21 protein-coding genes and 1 riboswitch are annotated in these 25061 nt (G+C 52.2%); of the genes, 16 read left to right on the top strand and 5 right to left on the bottom strand.

Features of this window, described 5'->3' with window-relative positions:
- Positions 1 to 22: 22 nt before the first annotated feature.
- The 3 genes from HX773_RS18490 to HX773_RS18480 are packed head-to-tail and all read left to right on the top strand — an operon-like array spanning position 23 to position 3073.
- Positions 23 to 1312: an MFS transporter gene (locus tag HX773_RS18490; protein ID WP_176972741.1), complete on the top strand. Its 1290-nt coding sequence runs from the start codon at positions 23 to 25 to the stop codon at positions 1310 to 1312.
- Positions 1294 to 2250, top strand: a complete 957-nt coding sequence (locus tag HX773_RS18485) for an amidohydrolase (RefSeq protein ID WP_176972740.1) — start codon at positions 1294 to 1296, stop codon at positions 2248 to 2250. Before HX773_RS18490 ends, HX773_RS18485 begins: the two co-directional genes overlap by 19 nt.
- Positions 2234 to 3073, top strand: coding sequence for a sugar phosphate isomerase/epimerase (locus HX773_RS18480; RefSeq protein ID WP_176972739.1), 840 nt, complete (start codon positions 2234 to 2236; stop codon positions 3071 to 3073). The genes HX773_RS18485 and HX773_RS18480 overlap by 17 nt, the downstream gene beginning before the upstream one ends.
- An 85-nt stretch (positions 3074 to 3158) precedes the next feature.
- Here the strand turns inward: HX773_RS18480 and HX773_RS18475 are convergent, their stop codons facing one another.
- The 3 genes from HX773_RS18475 to HX773_RS18465 form a co-directional block, all read right to left on the bottom strand.
- Entirely contained in the window at positions 3159 to 3389 is a 231-nt protein-coding gene (locus HX773_RS18475; protein ID WP_176972738.1) for a YgdI/YgdR family lipoprotein, read from the bottom strand.
- Between the two features lie 27 nt (positions 3390 to 3416).
- Positions 3417 to 3650: a YgdI/YgdR family lipoprotein gene (locus HX773_RS18470; protein ID WP_176972737.1), complete on the bottom strand. Its 234-nt coding sequence runs from the start codon at positions 3648 to 3650 to the stop codon at positions 3417 to 3419.
- A gap of 82 nt (positions 3651 to 3732) precedes the next feature.
- Entirely contained in the window at positions 3733 to 3999 is a 267-nt protein-coding gene (locus HX773_RS18465) for a DksA/TraR family C4-type zinc finger protein (protein WP_176972736.1), read from the bottom strand.
- 121 nt (positions 4000 to 4120) lie between these two features.
- Positions 4121 to 4248, top strand: a riboswitch (TPP riboswitch).
- A 98-nt stretch (positions 4249 to 4346) separates the two neighbouring features.
- On the opposite strand from HX773_RS18465, the gene HX773_RS18460 reads away from it, so the two are divergent.
- The 3 genes from HX773_RS18460 to HX773_RS18450 all read left to right on the top strand — a co-directional run bounded on the left by HX773_RS18460 (position 4347) and on the right by HX773_RS18450 (position 7757).
- Complete coding sequence (locus HX773_RS18460; protein WP_176972735.1) at positions 4347 to 5429, top strand: long-chain fatty acid--CoA ligase; 1083 nt, start codon at positions 4347 to 4349, stop codon at positions 5427 to 5429.
- Positions 5426 to 6874 carry an acyl-CoA reductase gene (locus tag HX773_RS18455; RefSeq protein WP_176972734.1) on the top strand — a complete coding sequence of 483 codons (1449 nt, stop codon included), beginning with the start codon at positions 5426 to 5428 and terminating at the stop codon, positions 6872 to 6874. The genes HX773_RS18460 and HX773_RS18455 overlap by 4 nt, the downstream gene beginning before the upstream one ends.
- A gap of 115 nt (positions 6875 to 6989) precedes the next feature.
- Positions 6990 to 7757: a 3-oxoacyl-ACP reductase gene (locus HX773_RS18450; protein ID WP_176972733.1), complete on the top strand. Its 768-nt coding sequence runs from the start codon at positions 6990 to 6992 to the stop codon at positions 7755 to 7757.
- Positions 7758 to 7937: 180 nt separating this feature from the next.
- On the opposite strand, the gene HX773_RS18445 is transcribed toward HX773_RS18450, so the two are convergent.
- Positions 7938 to 9413, bottom strand: a complete 1476-nt coding sequence (locus HX773_RS18445; protein WP_176972732.1) for a Sapep family Mn(2+)-dependent dipeptidase — start codon at positions 9411 to 9413, stop codon at positions 7938 to 7940.
- A 210-nt stretch (positions 9414 to 9623) separates the two neighbouring features.
- Between HX773_RS18445 and HX773_RS18440 the strand changes: the two genes are divergently transcribed.
- The 10 genes from HX773_RS18440 to HX773_RS18395 all read left to right on the top strand — a co-directional run bounded on the left by HX773_RS18440 (position 9624) and on the right by HX773_RS18395 (position 23470).
- Positions 9624 to 11681 (top strand): hydantoinase/oxoprolinase family protein, encoded by a 2058-nt coding sequence (locus HX773_RS18440; RefSeq protein WP_176972731.1) that lies wholly within the window; start codon positions 9624 to 9626, stop codon positions 11679 to 11681.
- Complete coding sequence (locus HX773_RS18435) at positions 11678 to 13708, top strand: hydantoinase B/oxoprolinase family protein (protein ID WP_176972730.1); 2031 nt, start codon at positions 11678 to 11680, stop codon at positions 13706 to 13708. The genes HX773_RS18440 and HX773_RS18435 overlap by 4 nt, the downstream gene beginning before the upstream one ends.
- A complete protein-coding gene (locus HX773_RS18430) occupies positions 13692 to 14768 on the top strand; it encodes a PotD/PotF family extracellular solute-binding protein (protein ID WP_081113234.1) in 1077 nt (358 codons plus the stop codon). The genes HX773_RS18435 and HX773_RS18430 overlap by 17 nt, the downstream gene beginning before the upstream one ends.
- Positions 14765 to 15847 carry an ABC transporter ATP-binding protein gene (locus HX773_RS18425; RefSeq protein ID WP_061720429.1) on the top strand — a complete coding sequence of 361 codons (1083 nt, stop codon included), beginning with the start codon at positions 14765 to 14767 and terminating at the stop codon, positions 15845 to 15847. Before HX773_RS18430 ends, HX773_RS18425 begins: the two co-directional genes overlap by 4 nt.
- Positions 15847 to 16713: an ABC transporter permease gene (locus tag HX773_RS18420; RefSeq protein ID WP_176972729.1), complete on the top strand. Its 867-nt coding sequence runs from the start codon at positions 15847 to 15849 to the stop codon at positions 16711 to 16713. Before HX773_RS18425 ends, HX773_RS18420 begins: the two co-directional genes overlap by 1 nt.
- Positions 16706 to 17512, top strand: coding sequence for an ABC transporter permease (locus tag HX773_RS18415; RefSeq protein ID WP_176972728.1), 807 nt, complete (start codon positions 16706 to 16708; stop codon positions 17510 to 17512). The genes HX773_RS18420 and HX773_RS18415 overlap by 8 nt, the downstream gene beginning before the upstream one ends.
- Positions 17513 to 17994: 482 nt before the next feature.
- Positions 17995 to 19092 (top strand): DNA cytosine methyltransferase, encoded by a 1098-nt coding sequence (locus HX773_RS18410; RefSeq protein WP_176972727.1) that lies wholly within the window; start codon positions 17995 to 17997, stop codon positions 19090 to 19092.
- Complete coding sequence (locus HX773_RS18405; RefSeq protein WP_176972726.1) at positions 19082 to 21256, top strand: ATP-binding protein; 2175 nt, start codon at positions 19082 to 19084, stop codon at positions 21254 to 21256. Before HX773_RS18410 ends, HX773_RS18405 begins: the two co-directional genes overlap by 11 nt.
- A gap of 185 nt (positions 21257 to 21441) precedes the next feature.
- Positions 21442 to 23190: a hypothetical protein gene (locus tag HX773_RS18400; RefSeq protein ID WP_176972725.1), complete on the top strand. Its 1749-nt coding sequence runs from the start codon at positions 21442 to 21444 to the stop codon at positions 23188 to 23190.
- Complete coding sequence (locus HX773_RS18395) at positions 23180 to 23470, top strand: helicase (RefSeq protein ID WP_176972724.1); 291 nt, start codon at positions 23180 to 23182, stop codon at positions 23468 to 23470. The genes HX773_RS18400 and HX773_RS18395 overlap by 11 nt, the downstream gene beginning before the upstream one ends.
- Positions 23471 to 24163: 693 nt before the next feature.
- On the opposite strand, the gene malG is transcribed toward HX773_RS18395, so the two are convergent.
- Positions 24164 to 25054, bottom strand: coding sequence for a maltose ABC transporter permease MalG (gene malG, locus HX773_RS18390; protein WP_176972723.1), 891 nt, complete (start codon positions 25052 to 25054; stop codon positions 24164 to 24166).
- Between the last annotated feature and the right edge of the window lie 7 nt (positions 25055 to 25061).

The following is a 25061-nucleotide window of genomic DNA, read 5'->3' as shown; positions in this document are numbered from 1 at the left end:
CCTTCTTTACCGGGGAGGTCCTATGCACACTGATAATCGTCCAACGCGTGTTCGCTGGACGCTTTTTTTCATCATTTTTGCGCTGGTGGTAATCAATCTGATTGACCGCGTTTCGCTTTCCATCGCGATGCCGACTATTGCAGCCGAATTTAATCTCTCACCTACGCTGCAGGGCGTGATACTGAGCTGTTTTTTCTGGGCCTATGCGCTTTTACAGCTTCCTGGCGGTTGGCTAATTGATCGCTACGGACCACGTCGTATGATCACATTTTCGACCTTTTTCTGGGGCATTTTTCAGACGTTGGCGGCGCTAGCAACGGGCGGTATTTCACTGCTGCTGTCGCGTGTGATGCTGGGCGCGGCTGAAGCGCCGCTTTTTCCTGCGGGCGGCAAACTCAATGCGATGTGGCTTTCAGCTAACGAACGTGGACGGGGCGCGGTGCTGATGGATTGTGGCGGCCCTATTGGCGCAGCGCTAGGTGGACTCATCATTGCGCATTTGATTGTGATGCTGGGATCCTGGCGATTGGTGTTTGCTATCACCGGCGTTGCCACGTTGCTGATGTCGTGGGTCGCATGGCGTTGGCTACGCGACGATCCTGCACAGCATCCTGAGGTCAATACGGCTGAACGGGCATTAATTGCGGCAGGTGCACAACCAGCGGAAGTGGCGGCCGGACCCGTGACGCGCGGCTTTGGTATTGCCAAACCTATGCTGATGGCGATGCTCACCGGGCGCGCCGCATGGGCAATGATGTTTTTTGGTTTGCTTACCTGGGGACCCAGTTATCTGGCCCATGCGCGTGGCTTTGATCTCATCGCGATTGGTAATGCCACCTTTATTATTTTCCTGTGCGGCGCGGTGGGCTCTCTCTCGGGCGGTTTCCTGCTTGATGCACTGGTGAAGCGTGGCATGAAACACGGACGTGCATTGAAAGGTTTACTGGCAATTTCTGGCACGGTGGCGTTAGTTGCATTTCTCTCATTACCGTATCTTCGCAGTCCCATTGCCGCTGTCGCGGTGTTGTGTATTGCAGCTTTTTTCCTGATGTGGGGCAGTCTGTACTGGAGTTTGCCTGCGCTACTGACCACAAAGGAGAAAATGGGACTCGCGGGCGGAGCCATGAATATGGCGGGTAGCGTGGGGGGAATTGTGGTTCCTCTGCTGGTCGGCATTATGCTGCAACTGGGTGTTCACTATGACAGTATCCCGCTATTTTTTGCTGGGTGCTCAGCAGTGTATGTGCTTGGCACCGCGTTGATTGGTATCCAGCAACGCGCGGAGGTAACAACATGTATCACGGTCCGATAATTGATCCGCATCAGCACTTCTGGCAACCGCAGCGGAATCCGCATCCCTGGCTAAAGCCTGAGGCTAAAATACCGTTTCGGTACGGTGATTATGACGCGATTAAACGCGATTATTTACCACCCGATTACCTGCGTGATGCCGCGACTCATCGTGTTGAAGCCACCATTTATATGGAGGCTGAATGGGATCCGGCAACGCCTCTGAATGAAACGCGCTACATCCATCAGATTGCCAAACGGTTTGGTTATCCCAACGGCGTGATTGCACAGGCCTGGCTGGATCGCGAGGACATTGCGGATGTGCTCGCGTGGCAAGCCGCCTATCCGCTGGTGCGCAGTGTACGCCATAAGCCGGGAGGCGCTACGAGTTGGCAAGAGGCGCACGATGGTCAGCGCAGCCTGATGAGTGACGATCACTGGCTCTGCGGCTATGCCGTACTGGAGAAATATGCGTTGCATTTCGATCTACAAACGCCGTGGTGGCATCTGGATGAAGCGTGCCGATTAGCGCGAGACTTTCCTCATACCACAATAATTCTCAATCACACCGGCTTACCAGCTGACCGCAGTGAAGAAGGCCTTGCAGCATGGCGACAGGCGATGGGATCGCTGGCTGAATATGAAAATGTCGCGGTGAAAATTTCTGGCTTAGGTGAGCCAGATTATCCGTGGAGCGTGGCACGTAATCAGGGGATTGTACGCAATACTCTGGCGATGTTCGGCACTCGTCGCTGCATGTTCGCCAGCAATTTCCCGGTCGATGGGCTGTGCGTCAGCTTTGACAACTTATATACCGGTTTCAAAAAGATGGTTGAGCATCTGCCTTACGACATGCAATACCGCTTGTTCTATGACAACGCGCTGCGTTATTACCGCCCGGCACTGCAAACCACCCCAAAACAGCATAAGGAGAACGTTCGCTATGTCCAATCCGCTTAAGCTCGGTGTTAACACCTCTATTTTCGACGGGCACGATATGGATCTCGCTTTCGCTATTATTCGCGAGTTGGGCTACGACTATGTGGAGCTGGCCTACAACCAGGGCTATGTGGGTGATCTGGATGACAGCCTGTTTAGCCCGGCCAATGCGCAACGCATCCGTGCACTGCTGGACAAGCATCAACTGAAAACGCTGGCGCTCGGTTGCACCTTTAACCTCGCTCGACCCGAAGCGGTCGAGTACATGCTAACACGCATCGGTTTTGCTCAGGCGATTGGCGTCAAGTTGCTCAACGCTTGCACGGCAAAGCGTGAGGATTATGCGGCGTTGGTGGGTCATCTACGCCAGATCGCGCCACATCTTGAGCAGGCCGGTTGTTGTTTACTGATCGAAAATGGCGGTGACCACAATTATGATGCGTTTGCGCTGGCAGCCGAAGGTGAACAGCTGTTGCGGGAGGTGGGAAGCGCGGCTGTAGCGTTTAATGGCGATGCCGGCAACATGGTGTCGTTGAGATCCGACGCTGATGCGATAAAGCAAATGCTGCAGTTGTTGCCGCAGATGCGGCATTGTCACATCAAAGATGTATATAAGCAGGGCATAGAGTTTCACTTTCCGCCCATCGGGCAGGGCATATTAGAGTATCAGCCGCTCATCAAGTCACTGGCTGTGCACGATATTCCCTGTACGCTGGAAATCCCGCTGCGTATGCATCGACTGGCTGACAGCATGCCGGTACGCAGTGATACGCCAGTAGAACTGGAACGGATTGTTGAAGTGCTGAGGGAGAGTAAAAGGTATATCGATGGATTGCAGCATTAGACGGGGGGAATCAGGCATTTCAGAACATTAAGTCCGCACCGCTGTTGAGAAAATCCACTACAGCGGGCGGCTTAAGTGGGGAAGATTATTTCTTAGGAATTTCAGAGATCTCTTTCACGTCACTCTTATTCATTTGCTGCTTAACACCATTGGCATCGACGTAACCCAGCAGGCCGGTTTCGGCATCCTGTGGTTTGCCATCGGTGACGATGGTACGTCCATCATTGGTGTGGATCGCGTACGAGGTACGCGTACAGCCGGTCAGTGCGGACAGGGCAATAAGCGCAGTAATAGAAAGCAAAATTGATTTTTTCATTAGTCTCTCCAGGCTGTTAAAAGGATATTAATTATCCAGTTCGCTCATGTTGGTAATCTTGTCGCGATTGATCTGCTCAGTTTTACCGGTTTGCGCATCCTTGTAAGAAACAAGGCCCGTGTCACTGTCGATTTGCGGCTTACCAGACGTCACGATAGTGCGTCCGTCGGTGGTCTTAATCGCCTGATTTGAAGAGCAAGCGGTCAAAGTCATTGCCATAAAAGTGCCAAGAAATGCCGTTGTCAGTACTGTTTTTTTCATCGTGATGAGTTCCTTTCAGTGGAATAAGTTTTAACTACCTAAATAGCTTAGAACATTTTCCTAAAACAGCCAGGAATCGGGGTTATCTCAACTGACTATCCTTACTTCCGCGGCGGTTATAAGCGCTGATCGCCGCCTGTTTTTTATCGATCTTGCTCTGGCAATTCACGCAATAACGCACGCCAGCCAATGCCGCGCGACGTGCTTCCGGGATCGGTTCGCCGCACTCGTCGCAAAACTCCGCACTTTCACCATGACCGAGATTTTCGCGGGCGCGGGCCACCGCGTCATCTACCGTGGCATCAATTTGTTTGTGCACCGCCCCGTCTTCTGACCAACCGCCAGCCATACTTCACCTCCAAAAACTGATGGTGAAAGTATAAGACACGCTGTGATTTATGTCGGGCAGGGCAGAATTTCACGCGTATTTAACAAGGTTGACACATCATCGCGCGCCATCCTAGACTGCGGCTTGTTCCAAGGGGTGCTCTGTTAAGGGGCTGAGATTCTACCGGCTGGCGTGTATGCGTTGGCAACGTAGTGACCCTCCGAACCTGATCCGGCTAATACCGGCGTAGGGATGCGGAACCGCAGGGCGATATTGCGCCTTGATTCCCTCTTTGTGCTTTGTAGCGGACAGTTCGCGCTCTTCAGGCGTGCCTGAGAGTCTCTGCGCAATCGCAAAGGTGGCGACACATGAACGAAACACACATCATCCAGGCTCTGCTGACATTCCTGCAGCGTGAAGATAGCTCAGACGACGACTTCAATCAGTTGGCCCTCGAAATCTTCGCTTATCAGTTCGCACACAATCCACCTTATCGCCGCTTCGCCATCCAGCGCGGACGTACGCCGCTGACGGTGAAAAGCTGGCGCAACATTCCCGCCATCCCGATTAATGCCTTCAAAGATCTGACGCTCAGCTGCCGTCCCACCGACCAAATTGCCGAGATCTTTATGACCAGCGGCACCACCGGCACGGTAAAAGGGCGCAGCTACCATCCGACGCTGGAGGTGTGGAAAAAATCGATGCTGCTCAACTTCCGCCGTCGCTTTATGGCGGGCCGCGAACGCATCCGCATGGGCATTTTGTTCCCGGATACCGTGGCGATGCCGAACTCCTCGCTGGCGACTTACCTTGACCTGGCAATGAAGGAGTGTGGCACGCCAGACAGTGAAGTAATGGTGGGCGAACATGGCCTCGAAACCAGTCGTCTGTTCAGTGCGCTGGAGCAGGCCGAAGCGGGTGGCGAACCCTACGCGCTGCTGGGCGCCAGCTACAGCTACGTGCATCTGCTGGATGAAATGCAGCGCCAGCAACGCCGTTTCGCGCTGCCTGCCGGCAGCCGCATTCTTGATACCGGCGGTTTCAAAGGCCAGTCGCGCGAGATTGGCGCAGAGGAATTCTACGCATCGCTCTCTCACGCCTTCGGCATTCCGCGTTCCCACTGCATCAACATGTACGGTATGACGGAAATCAGCACGCAGTTTTACGACGCGGGCAATGAGCGCTGCCCGCCGGTGAAATCCGGGCCGCACTGGATCCGCACGCGCGTGGTCAATCCGCTCACCGGTGATGATGTGCCGGACGGAGAGGTTGGCGTGCTGGTGCATCACGATCTGGCGCATTTCAACTCGGTTTCGGCTTTGTTAACGGAAGATGCGGGCGTGATGGTGCCCGGCGGATTCCATCTGCTAGGACGTGCGACCGGCGCTGATGCCAAAGGCTGTTCGCTGACCATGGAAGCGTTTCTCGCCAGCGCGCAGGCGGCGCTGTGAAGGAAGTTGCCGGACACCTGCCGGGCCTTTCCGCTGATGAAGTGCAGTGGCATACGCTGAGTTTCAGTCATCGTGGCGAGCGCCTCGAGGTTTGCGTTCCGCAACTTGATGACGCGCAGATAAAGGCGCTCGCAGCGCGCATCCGCACCAACGCCCGCGCTTATCTTCATCAGCTGAGTGTCGCGCAGATCATCGCCATCATTGATGAAGCGGTGGCGCGACTGCTCGATCGTCGTCATCCACTGCGTATCAAAGCCGAAAAGCTGCTGCCCATCGTCACCGGTTACGATGCCGAAATGGTGCGGCTTGGCCTCACCGGCTATCTGAAAACCTTTCGTCAGCCGCAGCTGAAGCGTTTTCTGGCGGAGGATTTCGCCGATCCGCAGATGCTCGACGATTTCCAGCCGCGCCCCAAAGGCGGCTTTGCGCGCGCGTTTGGCCCGCAACTGTTGATGCATATCTGGGCGGGCAACGTGCCGGGCTTGCCGCTGTGGAGTTTGATCTGCGGTCTGCTGGTCAAGGCGGGCACCATCGGCAAATTGCCGGGCAATGAGCCGCTGATGGCAAGCTGGTTCGCGCAGTTGCTGGCGGAAATCGATCCAAAACTCGGCGAATGTATCGCGGTGGTGTGGTGGAAAGGCGGCGATGCGCAAACCGAACTAACGTGGCTGCGTCAGCCCGATGCGCTGGTGGCTTATGGCGGAAATTCAACGCTGGCGGCGATCCAACAGCGTTTGCCGGTTACCACGCGCTTTCTGCCGCACGGCCACAAAATTAGCTTCGGAATGGTGGCGCGTTCGGCGCTGAATGCACGTCAGGGCGCGGAGATGGCGCGTCGCGTGGCGTATGACGTGATGCGTTACGACCAGGCCGGTTGTTACTCGCCGCAAATGCTGTTTGTCGAGCGCGGCGGCAAGGTGTCGCCGGATGAGTTCGCCAGCTATATCGCCCATGAACTCGCCGCGCTGGCGCACAAACATCCGCGCCGTGCGCTGGCGAGTGATGAGATCAACAGCATTGCGGCGTGGCGTAATGGCGAGGAGATTCGCGCGCTGGGCGGCGATCGCACGCTTTACGGCGAGGCGACAGACGATTGGGCGGTGGTGAGCGTTGATCATGCGGAGCCTTTATCGCCGGCGGCACTGGGCCGTACGTTGAAAGTGGTGTGCGTGGATGCGCTGGAGGAAGTGGTCAATTTGGTGGCGCAACAGCGGCATTTTTTGCAAACCGCAGGCGTGGCGGCCGCGCCGCAGGCGTTGTTCGGCATTTCGGTTCTGCTCGGGCAAGTGGGTGTGACCCGCATCGCGGCGTTCGGCAACATGACCTCGCCGGAAGCGGGTTGGCATCACGAGGGGCGTTTTAGTTTGCTCGATCTGGTGACCATCACGGAGATCGAGCAGGGCGCAGAAGCGGCCGCCGAAAGTTACGCACCGTACGTGGAGTGACGCGATAACACATCGCACATACCGTAGCGGCGCAATTTATTGCGCATAAATCAACTGCGCGCGATAAATCGCACCGCTACAGATTGTGCGTGACGACATCAACCTGGAGCAAAAAATGAAATTCTCCAACCAAACCATTCTGGTCACCGGCGCAAGTCGCGGTATTGGTGCGGCAATCGCCAAAGCGTTCGCAGCTGAGGGCGCGTTTGTGGTGGTCAATTATCTGCGCAATGAAGTTGCTGCAACGAGCGTGGTTGAAGAGTGCCGCGCATTGGGCGGCGACGCGCTGGCGATTGCCGCAGATGTCACTTCTGAGCAGCAGGTCAACGCGATGATGGAGCAGATCGTCAACGCCACCGGCCGCCTCGATGCGGTAATCAACAACGCTTTCGCACCTTACGTTTTCGACACTGAAAATCGCGCACGTTTCTGGGAAACGCCGTGGTCGGGCTATCAGTCGCAGTTCGATGGCGCGGTAAAAGCCGCCTATCACGTTTGCCAGGCGGCGCTGCCATTAATGCGTGCGCGCGTGCGCGGCAGCATCGTCAATCTCACCAGCGATCTGGTGGCGCGTCCTTCGGTGCCTTACCACGATTACATCACCGCCAAAGCGGCGCTAACCGGCTTTAGCCGCACGCTGGCGACGGAGCTGGGCCCGTTGGGGATTCGCGTAAACTGTGTGGCGCCCGGTCTGGTGTATCCCACCGATGCCAGCCAGGCAACGCGCGAAGAGGTGCGCGACTTCCTCACCGCGCAAACCCCGCTGCGCCGCATCGCGCGCCCGGAAGATGTCACCGGCCCGGTGCTGTTTCTGGCCTCCGACTGGAGCGAATTTGTCACCGGGCAAACGTTGTACGTTGATGGCGGATTAGTGATGAATTAACCCGTACGCTCGGAATTCATGGCGTAATGCCGATCAGTTAAGCGCCGTATCAAATCACCGCACCTTCTGTAGCGGCGCGATTTATCGCGCAATGAATTGCGCCGCTACAATGTGTGCTCTCGGTAATTACGGGTTTTCATGCCTTATCTGACGAGCATTACGCCATGAATGGCGAACAGGTTATTCCTGCGCAAGCAAATAACTATCCAACCTGATCAACGCGATCACATATTTCGGCAACGCTTCCAGCAGCGATGGCAGATGGATCGTCTCGTCGGCACCGTGCGGCAAACCGTGGCCTGCGGGTAAAAAATCGGGTGTGTTGACCGCAGTTTTCCGGTAGCCGGGCCCAAAGGTGATGGCATTTGGCAGCTTCTTCGAATGGGTCACGCCGCCCATCGCGTAAGGACGATCGTCATTGCCGGTGGTGTCATTCCACACTTGCTGCAGCAGCGAAATCACCGGATGCGAGGCCGGCAGGAAGAACGGAGCCACGTCGCGCCAGCCGGGATCGAGCGTGATGGTGGTGGCGGCTAGCTGCTGTTGCAGCATCTCGACGATCTGCTCGCCGCGCCACGAAACCGGATAACGGATATCGCAGTCAATGCTCAGCGTGTCGGCGCGATGGCTGTACCACACGCCCGCGTTCAGCGTCAGTTTGCCGGACTCCGCATCTTCCAGCCCCAATCCAGCGCTCTCGCCATACGGCGACGCAAACAGCTGCACCAGCGTTTCCGCCAGCTGACGTTCGTGATCGCCCAGCAGCTCCAGCTCGATCAGTGCGGCGAGCAGCACCTGCGTGGCATTCAGCGTGCCGTCGGGGAAGGCGGCATGCCCGCCGTTGCCGCGCGCTTCCAGGGTGAAAGCGCCATCGTTTTCCGGCTTGATCGACACATAAGTCGCGGCAATGCCCTGCAGCAGCGCCAGCTTTTCACTAACCGCATGTTGATCGGCCTGCGCAATCCGCACGCTGGCGAAATCCGGCACGCTATTGCTGGCCGAACCGGCAACAATACCCGCCAGCACGCCCGACTCAGCGACATTCAGGGTAAAACTGAGTTGCCCTTTCTGCGCATTGTTCACCGGGAACATGCCATCGGTGACAATCGAATAATCGGGCACCGGACCGTGCTGCGCGAACCACGTCATATCGGCCATGTTGGTCTCTTCCGCCAGGCCATAAACGATGCGCAGATTGTGATGCAAAGGAATATTCAGATCGCGCATCAGCTTTAACAGGTAGAAATTGAGTACGCCGGGCCCTTTGTTATCCGCCACGCCGCGACCAATCACAAAATCGCCGTGCTGCGTCAGCGCGAAGGGTGGAAAGGTCCAGTTGTCGCCCGCTGGCACCACATCCAGATGGTTGATCAGCCCGATGTCGCGCGCGTGCTCGCCATAAATCACCGAACCGGCATAGCCCTGATGCTGCTCGGTTTTGAAACCGGCCTGCTCGGCCTGATCTAATACTTGCTGCAAAATCTGCGCGCATTCGGGGCCAAAGGGCGCGCCTGGCGCAGCGCGGTCGGCGCGGCTGATGCTGGGAATGGCAATCCATTGGGCCAGATCATCGGTTAATGCGGCGCGGTGCTCCGCGATCCATTGCTGGATCTGCGGCAACAGTGCGCTTTCCTGAGGTGATAACGACGCGGACATAAGGCTTCTCCTTCAATTTATGCACAACATAAAACATTCCACCGCGTCGGCTTAGACGCATTTGCGCGAACCATTGCTACCACGCAGCTAAGCGTCACTTCATGCGCATTCCAGCAAAGCTTAGTCATTTTTGTTGCTCGTATTGCATGGCAAAGCAACGGAGATTAACGCCTTACGACGCTAAGTCACCAGTAATGCAGGAGAATTAAGGTGGATAACAGCCCCGCAGCCGGAGCGACAGTCGGCGTGGATGTCGGAGGAACTTTTACCGATTTTGTTTTATTTGATCCGCAACGCCAGCAACGCTTTTTCCATAAACAGCCCAGCACGCCCGCCGATCCCGCTCTGGCGGTAAGTGACGGGCTGCGCGCCGTGCTGCTGAAAAGCGGCTTGCCCGCCAGCGCGCTGTCGCTGGTATTGCACGGCACCACGCTGGGCCTCAATGCCATTATCCAGCGGCGCGGCGCGGACATCGCGCTGGTGATCAGCTCCGGTTTCCGCGATGTGCTGGAGATCGCGCGTGCGCGCATGCCGTCTTCCTTTGATTTTCATGCCGACCGCGAGCCGCCTTTTTTAACGCGTCAGCGCGTGCTGGAGATCCCGGCGCGCTTCAGTCCCGCCGGTGAAGTGACGCAGTGGCCAGGCGAGGCCGAACTGGCAAAGGTGGCGTCTGAGGTTTTGCAACTCAAGGTGAGCGCGGTGGCGCTGGTAACCATCAACGGTTATGCCAATCCACTGCGTGAAGCGGAGCTGGCAAGCGCGCTGGCTGCAAAGTTAGGCGCTGTGCCGGTGCTCTCTTCGGCGCAGCTGTGGCCGGAGATTCGTGAATATGAACGCACGCTGGTGGCCGGGCTGAACGCCTATATTCAGCCGCTGATGCAGCGCTACTTTAACCGGCTGAGTGATTTACTGGCGCAGCAGGCGATTGACGTTCCCTTATTAATCACCGCTTCTAATGGCGGCGTGCTGCCGCTGGACGCCGCGCATCAGCGCCCGGTGGACACGCTGCTCTCCGGACCGGCATCCGGCGTGATTGCTGCGGCGCATCTGGCGTCCGGTACAGGTTTTGTCTCCTTCGATATGGGCGGCACCAGCAGTGATATCTCGCTGTCGGAGCAGGGCGAAATCGAACGCGTTAACCGCACCGAGATTGGCGGCCTGCCGCTGATTCTGCCGGTGGTCGGCGTAGCGGCGATTGGTGCCGGCGGCGGCTCCATCGTGCATGTCGATGATTTCGGCATTCTCAAGGTCGGACCAGAAAGTGCGGGCGCGGATCCGGGTCCGGTTGCCTATCAGCGCGGCGGCACGCAACCCACGCTCACCGATTGCTATCTGGTGAGCGGCATCTTATCGGCCGACGCGGCGCTGGCGGGCACCATCACGCTGGATCATGCCGCCGCGCATCGCGCACTCAGCGAATTGGGCGAAACGTTAGGTTTGGCGGCCGAACAGGTGGCAAGCGGCGCTATCGCAGTAGCGACGGCGCAGATGGCGACCGAACTGAACAAAGCGCTGGCGCAGCGCGGTTTGACGGCCGATGGCTTGACGCTGATTCCGTTTGGCGGCGCGGGCCCGACCCACGCCAACTTCTTCGCCGAAGAAGCGGGCATCAATCGCATTCTGGTGCCGCTGCGTCCCGGCACGTTCTGCGCGGAGGGCGCGATCAGCGCTGATATCCGCCGCGACTTTGTGCGCAGCCTGCGCATCAACGTTACAGCGGAAAGCTACGGCAAAATCGCCGCCACCGTTGCGGAGCTGCATCAGCTGGCGCAAACGTGGTTTGCCGAACAGGCCAGCCGCCTTAGCGAGCGCGCCCATTATCGGGTGGAAGCAGATATGCGCTATGCCGGACAGGCGTACGAACTCAGCGTCACTCTCGGCAGCCCGGCAAGCATCACGCATCCGCATTTGCTGCAACGTTTTCAGCAGCTGCATCAGCAGCGTTATGGCTTCAACACGCCTGACGCGGCCATTGAACTCACCACGCTGCGCCTTTCGCTGAATGCCGCGCTGCCACGTCCTACCGACAAACCTTTTAACTCTGAGAATGAGGTTGACGAGCCACATGCGCGCCCACTTTATCTGCGCGGCGGCTGGGTGAATGCGCGCATCTGGCAGCGTGTGAACATCGGTAAGCAGAGCCATATTCAGGGCCCGGCGGTGATCGAACAAGAGGATACCACCACGCTGATCTTGCCTGGTTGGTCGGCGTGCACCGATAGCAGCGGCAATCTGCTGATCGCGCGCGTAACGGGAGACGCAGCATGAAACTGGATGCCATCACCCTCGAAATTCTCAACCAAAAACTCACCGCGCTCACCGAAGAGATGTGCCACATCCTGCAGCGCACCGGACGCACGCTGTACGTCAAGGAAACCGCCGATTTCTGCTGTGCGGTGGCCGATTTGCAGGGCCGCTTCTTTGCCTATCCGAAAGGCATTGGCGTTTCCGGTTTTGTTGGGCTGAACGCATTAACCGCGATTCAGGCGGTCGGCGAGGTTGCGCCTGGCGATGTGATTCTGACCAACGATCCCTGGCGCTCGCGCGGGCTGGCGACGCATCTGCCGGATTTGCAGGTGCTGGCGCCGTGGTTCATCAACGGCGAACTGGTGGCGTGGGGCTGGGCTTTTTTACACGCCTCCGACGTTGGCGGGCGCGTGCCAAGCAGCATCTCGCCGACCAACAGCGATATTTATCAGGAAGGGCTGCAAATTCCGCCGGTCAAGCTGGTGCGCGCGGGTGAACTCAATCGCGATGTGATGAACATTCTCACCGCCAACAGCCGCACGCCGGATGCGATTGCTGGCGATATTCAGGCGATGCTGGCCGCGCTCAATGCCGGTCGCGATCGCCTGAATCGCATCGTAGCGCAGCATGGCGATGTGAACGTAGTGCAGGCGCAGCAGGATTTGCAGGCTTACTCGGCCATTCGCGCGCGCCAGGTGCTGCGCCGCATTCCCGATGGCGTGTATCAGTTTGAAGATTACCTTGATGACGCCGCCGGCAGCGGCTTGCCGGTGCGGCTTGCCATCACCGCCACCTTTAACGATGGCAACGTGCATCTCGATTTCACCGGCAGCGATGCGCAGGTGGCGGCAGCGATCAACATTCCCAGCCACGGCGATCCGCACGCGTGGCTGACGCTGCGTATTTTGGCGCTGGTGTGCACGCTGGACAAAGGCGTGCCGCTGAATGCCGGTTTACTCGCGCCGGTGACGCTGTTTGCGCCTGCCGGATCGCTGGTCAATCCGCATTATCCGGCTGCAGTTGGCGTACGCCATGCGGCGGCGGTGCGCGTTAACGATCTGCTGAACGGTTTGCTGGGTCAGCCGTTGCCGGACGTAATGCCTGCCGCCAGCGGTGGCACCATTATTCCGCTGGTGATCGCCGAAGTGGCGCGCAATGGCCGCGAGCAGAATGTGCAAGTGATCGAACCGATGGTCGGTGGCGGCGGAGCGCGTTGGGGGCGCGACGGCATCGACGGACGCGACAACAGCATCTCGAATCTGGCGAATAATCCGGTGGAGATGGTGGAAGCGGAAACCCATATCGAAATCCGCCAGTACGCGCTGCGACCGGGTTCTGCCGGTGCTGGACAATGGCGCGGCGGCATGGGCCAGCAGATCCGCGTGCGCATTTTGCAAAATGACAGCACGCTGCTGGCGCGTGGTATGGAGCGCATGCTGTTCCAGCCTTGGGGCGTGCAGGGCGGCCAGCCGGGACAATCGACCACGCTGACGCTCAATCCTGATGTCGCGGGCGGTCAGCCGCTCGGTAAGATCGATCTGCTGAGCGTTAACGCCGGTGACGAAGTGCTGCTGCAAACGCCCGGCGGCGGCGGTTGGGGCGATCCCTTCAAGCGCGATGCGCTGGCGGTGCAAAACGATGTCGATAACCATTTGCTGAGCCACGCCGACGCGGCGCAGCACTATGGCGTGGTGCTTACCGATCACGGCATTGATGCCGCGGCCACCGCCGCCTTGCGCAGCCAAGCGCGTGCGGCGTCATCTTCTTTCGGCGCGGCGCGCGAGAACTGGCAGACGCTGTTTGAGGGCGATCTGCTGACGCGACTCAATCAGCTGCTTTATCCACTCAGTCCGGCCGAACGCCAGCGCCATCGCTCAGCGGTGTTTGCCGCCGCATTAGCGCAGTTACCGACAGATTTTCCCCGTTCAACTTCTCCAGCTATCGCGACGGCGCGCCAGGCGTTTTCCGCTGCGCTGCGCGCGCTGGAGAGTGAACTTTCAGCGTCAATGACCTCAATACCAGGAGATGGCCATGCGCCAGTTAAATAACAAAAAAATCCTGCTCACCGCGCTGGTGGGCATGTTGATCAGCGGTGCGGTGAGCGCGGCTGAAACTACGGACTCGGTGATCGTCGGGGTTTACGGCGGTGACTGGGAGAAAAACATCCGCGCGTCCGGTCTGGAGCAGTTTGCCAAAGATAATCACCTCAAGCTGACCGTGGTGCCGGGCGCGGATGCCGAATGGTTTGCCAAATTGCGTGCCGCTAAAGGCCGTCGTTCGCCGTATGACGTGGTGGTGTTCCAGCCCGATACCGTGCAGCGCGCGCAGGCGGCGGGCTTGTTGCAGCCGCTGGATGCCAAAGATATTCCCAACCTGAATAATCTGTATAAGAGCGTGCAGTCGCGCTTTGTGTATGACAATCAAACCTACGCCGCCGCCTTCAGCCTCGGGCAACTCGGACTCGCTTATCGCAGCGATCTGGTGAAAACCCCGCCGAAAAGCTGGCTCGACTTGTGGAATCCGGAATACAAAGGCCACGTTGCGATTTCATCGCCGACTTACGCCGCGGGTTTGCAGTTCTTCGCGGGCTTAGTGCACGCGTTGGGCGGCGAGCTTAATCAGCCTGCCGCCGTGGATAAAGCCTTCACCAAACTGGCGGAACTGCGCGGCAACGCGGTGGCGTTCCCGGACAGTCCGGGCGCGATTCAAACCCTGCTGGAGCGCGGCGATGCGTGGGTGGTGCCGTACTGGGATGGCCGCGTGTTTGCGCTGAAGCAGCAAGGCATGAAAGTTGATTTCGTCTATCCGTCCGATGGCCCGGTTGTCGGTGCCGCGAACTGGGTGATTCCAAAGGGCGCGCCGAACCTCGCCAACGCCTACAAAGTGGTTAACGCCATGTCTGCGCCTGACGTGCAGAAAGCCTTCTCGGATAAATCACTGTATGGCATGACCAACAAAGACGTGCAGTACAGCGACAACCTGAAGAAGCAGGTGAAGGTGGGCGAAGAGGCCTACAGTAAACTGATCTGGATTGATTACAGCACCGCCACGCCGCAACTGGCGGACTGGACGCGTCGCTGGAGCCAGGCGCTGGGTGGCGCGAAATGAGTTCAGTCGTCATTGACGGCGTAGCGCGGCAGTTTGATAACCACCGCGCGCTGAATGACGTCAGCATCACCATCGAGCAGGGTGAGTTTTTCTCCCTGCTCGGGCCGAGCGGCTGCGGCAAAACCACGCTGCTGAATATCATCGCCGGATTCTTGTCGCCGAATAACGGACGCGTGTTGATTGGCGGCAAGGATGTCACCGCGCTGCCGCCGTATCAGCGCCACATCGGCATGGTGTTCCAGAACTACGCGCTGTTTCCGCATCTGAGCGTGGGCGATAACGTGGCGTTCGGGCTGAAGGTGCGTAAAGTGTCGCGCAGCGAACAGCAGCGTCGCGTCACCGAAGCGCTGAAGCAGGTGCGACTGGAAGGGCTGGCGCAGCGCATGCCGCACCAGCTTTCCGGCGGACAGCAGCAACGCGTGGCGATTGCGCGCGCGCTGGCGATTGAACCGCAGGTGCTGCTGCTGGATGAACCGCTGTCGAACCTCGATGCGCGCCTGCGCAAGGATATGCAGGACGAACTGCGCGCGTTGCAGCAGCGCGTCGGCATCACCACGGTGCTGGTGACGCACGATCAGGAAGAGGCGCTGACGCTGTCGGACCGCATTGGCATTCTCGGCCAGGGCGAGCTGCAGCAAATTGGCGCACCCGCCGCGCTCTATCGCCAGCCGGCGAATCGATTTGTCGCTGAGTTTGTCGGACAGGCCAATCTGTTCCATGCCTCTGCACAAAACGGGCTTTATCAGGCGCGCGATCACTTTGTTGCCGCCGGAGCCGCGCTGCAACTCAACGCCGCGCAACCGGCAGGTGCCTCGTCGTTGCTGATTGTGCGTCCCGAGCGCGTGCAGTTCTCCACCGAGCCGCAGCAATTTGCCAGCAACGGCAGCGTCGCGAGTGTGAAAGAAGTGAGTTTTGCCGGTGCGACCTTGCGGCTGGTGTGCCAGCTGCCGGGCGGCGGCGAGATCCGCGTGCAGCCCGCAGAAGCGCATTTTTCACAGCTGCCCGCGCCGGGCGATCGCTGCTATCTGCACTGGCAAGCGGCGGATGTCATTGTGCTGCCCGCGCAGGAGCGCGCCTGATGAAGATCGCCACGCGTAATCTGTTTCCCTGGCTGCTGCTGACGCCATCGCTACTTTTTCTGCTGCTGTTTTTGCTGGTGCCGCTGCTGCTGCTGTTCGACCAAAGCCTGACCAACGTTGATAGCCTGCTCAATCCGCTGCCCGGTTACAGCCTGGCGCAATATGTGACGGTGTTTGCCGATCCGCAATATCTGCACGCGCTCTGGACCACGCTGTGGGTGTCGCTGCTTACCGCTGCGATTACCGTGCTGCTAGCGTGGCCAGCGGCGTGGCTGCTGGTAACGACGCAGCGGCGCGGCTGGCGCACGCTGCTGTATGTGATTCTGATTTCTCCGCTGCTCACCAGCGTGGTGATCCGCACCTTCGCGTGGATTGTGCTGCTGGCGCAGAACGGTTTGATCAACGGCTTCCTGCTGTTCACCGGCCTGATTCCGCAGCCGCTCAGCCTGTTGTGGAACATGAATGCGGTGATCATCGCCTATGTGCAGGTGATGCTGCCGTTTGCCGTGTTGCCGCTAATTACCTCGCTGAATGAAATCGCGCCCTCGCTGCGATTGGCGGCGATGAGTTTGGGCGCTACGCCAGCGATGACCTTCCGCCGCGTGGTGCTGCCGTTGACGCTGCCCGGCATGCTGACCGGTTTCATCATCGTCTTTTCCCTCGCGGCGGGCAGCTACATCACGCCGTTGCTGATTGGTGGGCGCTTACAGCCGCTGCTGCCGATTGCCATTTATCAGCAGGCGATGCAGATCGCTAACCTGCCGCTGGCGGCGGCGCTGTTGTTGACGTTGCTGGTGATGACCTTGATTATCGCCGGGATTGCGGGCGCGTTCCTGAAACGCTGGGAGAATAAAAATAATGGATAACACGCAAAGCCTGGCGCAGCGGCTGACGCAGTTCGGCGTGACGCTGGCGGGCATCGTGATTTACGCCTTTTTAGCGCTGCCGGTGCTGGTGATTGTGCTCTCGGCGTTTAGCCCGGAACCGTATCCGCAGTTTCCGCCGCAGGGATTCTCGCTGCGCTGGTTTAGCGCGCTTTTACAGGATGAGGGCTGGATCGCCTCGCTGTGGATCAGCGCCTTGCTGCTGGTGATCGTCACGCCGATCACCGTGGTGCTGGGTACGTTTGCCGCCTGGTCACTGGCGCGGCTGGAGTTCCGCTATCGCGAAGCTTTGCAGGCTTTTATTCTGTCGCCGCTAATGATCCCGCAAGTGGTGCTGGGCATTGCGCTGCTTTATGTGCTGACGGCGGCGGGTATCGCCGGGATGATCAGCGGGCTGGTGATTGGTCATGTGGTGGTGGCGCTGCCGTATGTGGTGCGCACCGTTAGCGTGAGTCTGGCAGCGATGGATAAGCGGCTTGAAGCGGTATCGATGAGTTTGGGCGCGGGGCGCTGGTATACGTTTCGCCACGTCACGCTGCCGCTCATTAAGCCTGGCATTCTGGCCGGTGCGGTATTTGCGGCGGTGACCTCTTTTGGTGAAGTCTCCGTGAGCCTGTTTCTCAGCGCGCCAGACACCATCACCGTGCCGGTTCGGGTATTTAACTACGTCGATCAGACTTTCGATCCTATGGTGAATGCGATTTCGGTGATCTTTATTATCTTCGCGGTGCTGATTTTAATGGTAATTGAGAAAACGATTGGGCTGGTGAAGTTGAGTTAGGTTATGTTAGGTGGGTGTTAAGACGGACAATGAACAGACGTACGAAAAGTGCGCGGTATTTCCGGTTGGGGTAGGAAGGTTAATGAGGATGTTACCAATGTCGTCATTTAGTGATAGTCGTATGAGTTCACACGGCTCATTTCATTAACGCGGATTAGTATTCGAACTTATATTTTTTAAAAAATCAGCGTTCTTCGATAGATTTTAGATCAATGGTAAAGGTTATAAATATAATTTTAAATAACTGAACTAAACGTAAAGTGACAAATTTTAGCGTGAGATGAAATAAGTAATTAAACACAGCTAGCTATTAATGTGAATATTTCCTGTCAACCGATGGTTAAGTTATTATGATTTCAATAATGAATGATGTTTACAAAGTAATCGATTATAAAACATAGATAGTCGAAAAGAATAATCACTAGATTTTGTTCATTTTTTTTTTTACTATAGCAAAAATCAAAGTTAAAAATTAATTTCCAATGAAAAAAACACTTAAAAATCAAGGTTTTGTTGCTGTGGATTTATTTTCTGGTGGTGGTGGCTTAACGTTAGGGCTCAAAAATGCAGGTTTTATCGTTTCGGCGGCCGTAGAGTTGGATTCGATCGCTTCTGAAACTTACCATGCTAATAACCCTAACACAGTGCTTTTTTCAAAAGACATTAGACATGTTTCTAGTGAGGAACTTTTAGCTACGTCCCCCACAGGTAAAATTGACATGATCGCGGCATGCCCTCCTTGTCAAAGCTTTAGCTCTTTAACTGCAAAATATAAAAGAAAAGATAATCGCGATGAATTAATCAACGAATTTGCTAGGCTTGTTAGAGAGATTCGGCCAAGTGTTATTATGATGGAAAATGTTCCTGGTCTAATAAAAAAAGGTTCTAAATTATTTAATCCTGTAATAAAAGAATTTAAGAAAATTGGTTACGATATAGATTATAAAGTATTAGAAGTGGCTGATTATGGCGTTCCTCAAAGAAGAAAAAGGTTAGTAGTTTTAGGATCGTTAAATAGTTCAGTTAAAATACCGAATAAAACGCACTCGGAGTCGAAAGACGATAAAAATACTCTTCCTTGGATAACTGTTAGAGAAGCATTAAGTGGTTTGCCAGAACCTATTTTATTGAGTCAATCTAAAATGGTAGGTGGGCCACAGTATTTCAATTGGAATATCATAAGAGATATAAGTCCGATAAATAAAGAACGTCTTGCACATCTTAAAGAAGGTGCTGACAGAACAGAAATACCTCCTTATCTTCGGCCCAAATGCCACATCGATAACGTAGGGTTTACAAATGTTTATGGCAGAATGGCTTGGGATAAGCCATCTCCAACTATTACAGGTGGATGTACAACCCCTAGCAAAGGCCGGTTTGGGCATCCTGAAGATATACGAACTATTTCTGTGAGAGAAGCCGCGCGTTTACAAACATTTCCAGACGATTTTAAAATTAAAACCGATTTTGTAGATCGTGCATGTTTGATAATTGGAAATGCTTTACCACCATTATTTGCAACTATTATGGCAGAGCAATGCTTTCATATTTTACTCAAGGAGGTCGAAAATGGAAAGTAAAAAAGAATTTAAACTGGAGTTTTCTAACAGAGTTATTGAGCATTTGGGTATAAAGCTTTACCAAAATAAACCAACAAATGTAATAGCCGAATTTTTATCAAACAGTTGGGATGCTGATGCTCAAAAGGTAAATATTGATCTAAAGGCATCAACAAATGAAAGAACTCCTGAAGTTATTATTACAGATAATGGTAGAGGGATGAACCGGGATGAATTGACTGATGAGTTTTTAATTATTGGCAGAAACAGACGAGGAAATTCACCATCAATTAGAACTGCAGGCGGAAGGTTGCCTATGGGAAGAAAAGGAATCGGTAAACTTGCTGGCTTCGGTATAGCACAAACAGTTGATGTTATTTCTTCACCCAATATCAATTCTCGTAATGACACTAGTGTAAGAGAGATTTTTTGGTTGAGATTTAACCTTGATGATCTGTTAGCCAAGGCTAATATGTCTCTTAATAATATTTATGAACCTGAAGTTTTAGCAGATGGCCTTTCGTTAGAAAGTTTTAATTTATTACCAGAATACGCTGCACGCGAAGAGCAGTTATCGAATTTAGTCGCTAATCTTAAAAATAATGAAGGCGGCGTATGTGTCATACTTAGTGACACCAATTTAAAAAAATCGCTTAACACCGACATGATTCTAAAATCGATGGGTAGAAGATTCACTGTATCTATGCTACATCCTGATTTTAAGGTTTTTATCAATAATAAAGAGATTTCTCCTGGAGATGCCCTTCCAGCCATGCATGACTTTGGATTTGGTAAATGGGACAGCCCTTTAACTGAATCACTTATTATAAATGGTGTAAAAAGAGAACTAAAATATTGGGTTCGGTTTGTTGATTTACAAGGCGCGGAATGGTCAATTGAAAACGCCGGTATTGGTATCTATACGCATGGTAAAATAGCTCAAGATAGACCGTTTTTTTTTGATGTTAAGGGTAAAGAAATATTAAGTCGTTACTTATATGGAGTTGTAGAAGCTGACTGGCTCGATGAGCTCCCCGATGACGTGGTTTCAACTGATCGACGCTCTATTGATTGGGATACTTCCGAAACGCAACCACTTCATGAATGGGGAGCGGCAAAGTTAAATAGTTGGCTAGATGCATTTAGAAAGTGGCGAGCTACGAAGCCGAAAACTGATACGTTAAGAAGAATTCGTTCAATTAACATCTCTCTTAGTGGTCCTGAAGAAGAAGCCCTTGCTGAACTTTTGAGTGAGGTTTTAGATAATCTAGGGGACGATGAGGAAGCAAAAGATCGAGCTACAGAAAGTTTCACTAATGCTTGGGTCCATGCTCCTACCAGAAAAATAACGCAGGATTTATGGGAGAAAATATTTTCTTCTATTAATTCTGATACAACAGTTTTCACTAAGCTAGTTGATGGATTACGTAAGAGCATGGTTCCAGAGGCTATGGGATTAGCCGTAACAATGGCACAAAGAGTTGCAGCTATTACTGTAATGACTAAAATGATCGAAGATAGTCGCACAGAAACACATCTGCAAAGATTAATTGAAAATTTTCCTTGGCTACTAGGACCTCAATGGGAAAGACTTACTGCCAATCAATCAATTCGTACTCTGGTGGAAAAAGCACATAAACCCAATGAAGATGCTGGTGGATGGTCTTTAGGTAAAATTGAGGGATCTTTAAAACCTGATTTTGTATTTCTAACTGATTCTGGCAAAGAAAAAGAATTTATTGTTTTCGAATTAAAGGGACCTGAAGTTGGTAAAACTCTATTACCAATTGAATACAAGCAATTGCATGATTATATTCAAATAATTAGTGAAATATATACTGGGCCTGATATTAAAATAAGTGGTGTTCTTGTCGGACATGATAAAGGTGGTTTTTATGAATTCGACAATAGGATCCAAGTAAGAACATGGAACGAAGTGCTTCTTGAGGCAAGAAATTTGCATGTGGCATATCTCAAGTCACTTTTAACAGCTTCGGATCCCCAAGCGAATGATATCAGACTCCAGCAAATTAGTGATTTTGGTGGGATTGAGACTATGGAACTTCTCAAACGCTTTGGAGGAATTGAAGAATTTCCAGATGTTATATCTAAGACATTAAATTTGTATGGTTTAACAGAGAACAGTTCGCCGAACCCACCGTTATTAGATGCCCCAAAAGATTAATTTCAATAAAATAACAGTCCTCATAAATTTGTGTTCAAGAGGGCTGTTATTATATATCGACAGAAACAATATAAGGTCGTTATTAATAATTGGTAATAGAGATTAATTTTCTAACTTTCGCATTCGATTATAAATATTGGTTAGTTTTGGTTTCTAAAACTAAGCATTTTTTAAAAGGAAAATATATGGAATTTAAGAGGTTTATTGAAAATTACTTTCCTAATGTTAATGCTGGAAGTCATATAGAATATGACTACGTGAGAGATTTTATTAGTCCAGATAATCAGTCATTTAGTCAGGTGTTATCTTGGCCTCCAAATATTTTCTTAATATTGCATTCAGTGATAGATTATACCGATAAGTACAGGTTGCTCGTATCCCCTCAAAGCCATATTAATTGGGGGTTGGAAAGTAATTTGGTATGTGATGAACTAGTTAAATCATGGAAAAGTTATCTAGATAATACTGTTTCGAGTAAAGGGTCATTTATAGATGTAGACTTTATACTAAAAAATCATATTAATAGTATATTTAATCAAAGGAATATGCATAAGTGTGTATATGATTTGATGAATGAAAATGTTTTTTGTGAATCTCTTTTTTCATTGCTGATATCAATTGATAAACTTTTCTCTAAATTTTCTGGTACATATTTGCATGATGAAATTTATGCTGCGATGATTGCAAGGGATATTAACTATAAAATATATGCTAATGACAATCCGAGCTTTGATTCTTCACTGACTAATCTTTCTGATAACGATCCTAAGTATGGAATTATTACAAGAAAATTTAACACCCCACAGTCTGGATTAACAATAAATAATTTAACGCAAAATCTGACATTTATCCGGCCAGCTGTTAAATATACACACCATATAAATAAGGTTGAAAAGTCAACTTATTCTAAAAGTAGCTTTAATATTTTAATGATACCTTGGCCTTTTGATGTGAAAGATGAGTATTTTACTGCTTCAAAAAACATCAAGAATCATATGGATGAGTATTTTGACTTTTTCGATTATCATCCTAAGGATGATTTTGAGGAAAGCCATTTCCTGTCTTTTTTACTTTCTGCCATCAAAAGAGTTGGTGTTATTGATCTGATCGTTTTTCCAGAGTGTTCATTATCAGAGATACAGTTTAAAAAGTTGACTAAGTTACTTTACGAAATTTTTGATAAAGATGCACCATCATTACTTTCTGGAGTATATGGTACAGATGGGATCAATGGGAAAAATGCTGCTGTTTTAGGCTTTGTGGATGAAGATTTACTTTCCTTCAATACTATCGTACAGGAAAAACACCATCGCTGGTTCCTTGATAGAAACCAGCTGCGTAATTACAATCTTTCTGCTTCATTGAATCCAGGAAAAAAATGGTGGGAAAATATCAGTGTCGGTAGAAGAAATTTAACAACTTTAGAGACTGCTGAAGGTGTAATTCTATGTCCATTAGTCTGTGAAGATCTAGCTCGTCAGGAGCCTGTTGCCCAAGCAGTTAGGGCAATTGGTCCGAATCTTGTTATAAGCCTCTTACTTGACGGGCCACAAATTGCACCTCGCTGGCCAGGAAAATACGCTGCTGTTTTATCAGATGATCCTGGATGTTCAGTACTATCAGTTACAGCATTAGGAATGACTTTGAGAGCAACAGGTTTAGGTCATGCTCCAAGTAAAGATGTAGCATTATGGAGTGAACCCGGTAAGCCATCAGAGACTTTACAGGTTTCTTCAACTTCGGGCGCATTAGTGATAGAATTAGATTTAGAAACAACAAATATGTGGTCTTTAGACGGTCGAAATGAAATCAAGCCTATACTACGTAAGAAGATGCATACTACTCTAGAGCTAGAGTTTAAGAATAGAAGCATTAGAAATTTAAAACGTATGATCACAACAGCACTTGAGGCGGGAGGGAATTATGTACGATAATAAATCTCTACAAGACAAGCAGTTAATTCGATCTATTGCTGATTTGGTTATACAAAATCCTTCTCGTGCACGAGAAATATTTGGCAATTTAGATAAAATTGTTCAACTTTACCCTGAGCTTTCGGGAGTGAGAGACTTGGTTTTAAGCTATTTATCTGAAAATTATCTCAAGGAATTGAGCTATGAGATAAATGGAATTAATGACAAGACAACTAAAAATATTTTTATGTCAGCCCTCAACTCATATATAAACAGTAATAAATATAAACATATTTCTTAATATTTAATCGCCACATGCCACTGTAGCAGGTATGTGGTGTATTATTTTTGTAATATGTAACTTCAATTTTCACTCATATTAATAATTTCTTTATAACGCCATGAAATAAACTTAGACCATTCGTACCTAAGATATTTTCTCCACAAGCAGTATACCATATTAAATTCGATGACATTTATCACTGAGTCGGGAAATGGTTTGATATCATAGTTAAAATTATTTCATGTGTTATTTTAAATTGCTAGTAAATTACTTTTCATAAATTTTCTTTATTTTTTAAACTATATTGAGTGTTTTTCATTGTAAGTGCATGATATTTAATTGAGTGTTTATTTCACAAAATATTAAATTTAACCTTGTTTTACTGCCAGTCATAATGGGCTGCGCCACCAAGCTTGACAAGTACCACTTTAAACTATGTTAATAGTTAACAAAATTTAGTGCTCTACGGCTTTTTTAAAAATAACCCGGTGAGATTTAGTGCACAAAAATAATTTATAACATAAGCATTATGTCAGCGTGTTGGGGCAATATATATAATAAGTTAGCTTGTTAATTTTCTTCAATTTTATGATTTAACGATGGGGTAATATCCCCACATGTTTTTTACTCCACACCCATAAAAAAAGCGGCCCTAAGGCCGCCAAAACCCTCAACTGCAGTGAACATTGAGGAAGGAGGATAACAAACGGGTTAGCCTTTCACGCTGCCGGCCGTCAGGCCGCTGACCAGCCAGCGTTGGGCCAGCAGGAACACCAGCGTAATCGGAATCGCAGAGAGCACCGCCGCCGCGGCAAAGTCGCCCCACAGATAGTTTTGCGGGTTCAAATATTGCTGCATGCCGACCGCCAGCGTGTAGCTATTCACATCGCGCAGCAGCAGTGACGCGACCGGCACTTCGGTGACAGCGGCGATAAACGCCAGAATAAACACCACCGCCAGAATCGGCACCGAAAGCGGCAGCAGCACCAGTCGGAATGCCTGCCACGGCGTGGCGCCATCCAGCGCGGCGGCTTCTTCCAGCGAACCGTCGATGGTTTCGAAATAGCCTTTAATGGTCCAGACGTGCAGGGCAATGCCGCCGAGATAAGCAAAGATCACGCCGCCATGCGTATTCAGGCCGATAAACGGCAGATATTGTCCCAGGCGGTCAAACAACGCATAAAGCGCTACCAGCGACAACACCGCAGGGAACATCTGGAAAATCAGCATGCCTTTTAATAACGTGGCGCGACCAGCAAACCGCATGCGCGCAAAGGCATAAGCGCAGGTGGTGGAAAGCGCAACAATGCCGATGGCGCTGATGGCGGCGATTTTCACCGAGTTCCACAGCCACAGCAGCACCGGGAATGGCGGCGGCGTCACGCGGCCGTCGGCGTGCTCGACGCTGAAGCCGAGCGCCAGCTGCCAGTGTTCCCAGGAAATCTGTTCCGGAATCAGTGAGCCGGTGGCGAAGTTGCCGGCGCGCAATGAGATGGCGAGCACCATCAGCAGCGGAAAAAGTATTCCGGCAATAAAAACTAACAGCAGCAGATGCGTCATCAACAAACGCAACTTTTGCGATTTGGGTTGCACCATAGCCATAACGCCT

The sequence above is a fragment of the Pantoea sp. B9002 genome (assembly GCF_013385945.1).
Classification (GTDB): Bacteria; Pseudomonadota; Gammaproteobacteria; order Enterobacterales; family Enterobacteriaceae; genus Pantoea.
This window is presented reverse-complemented; position numbering and strand designations above follow the sequence as displayed.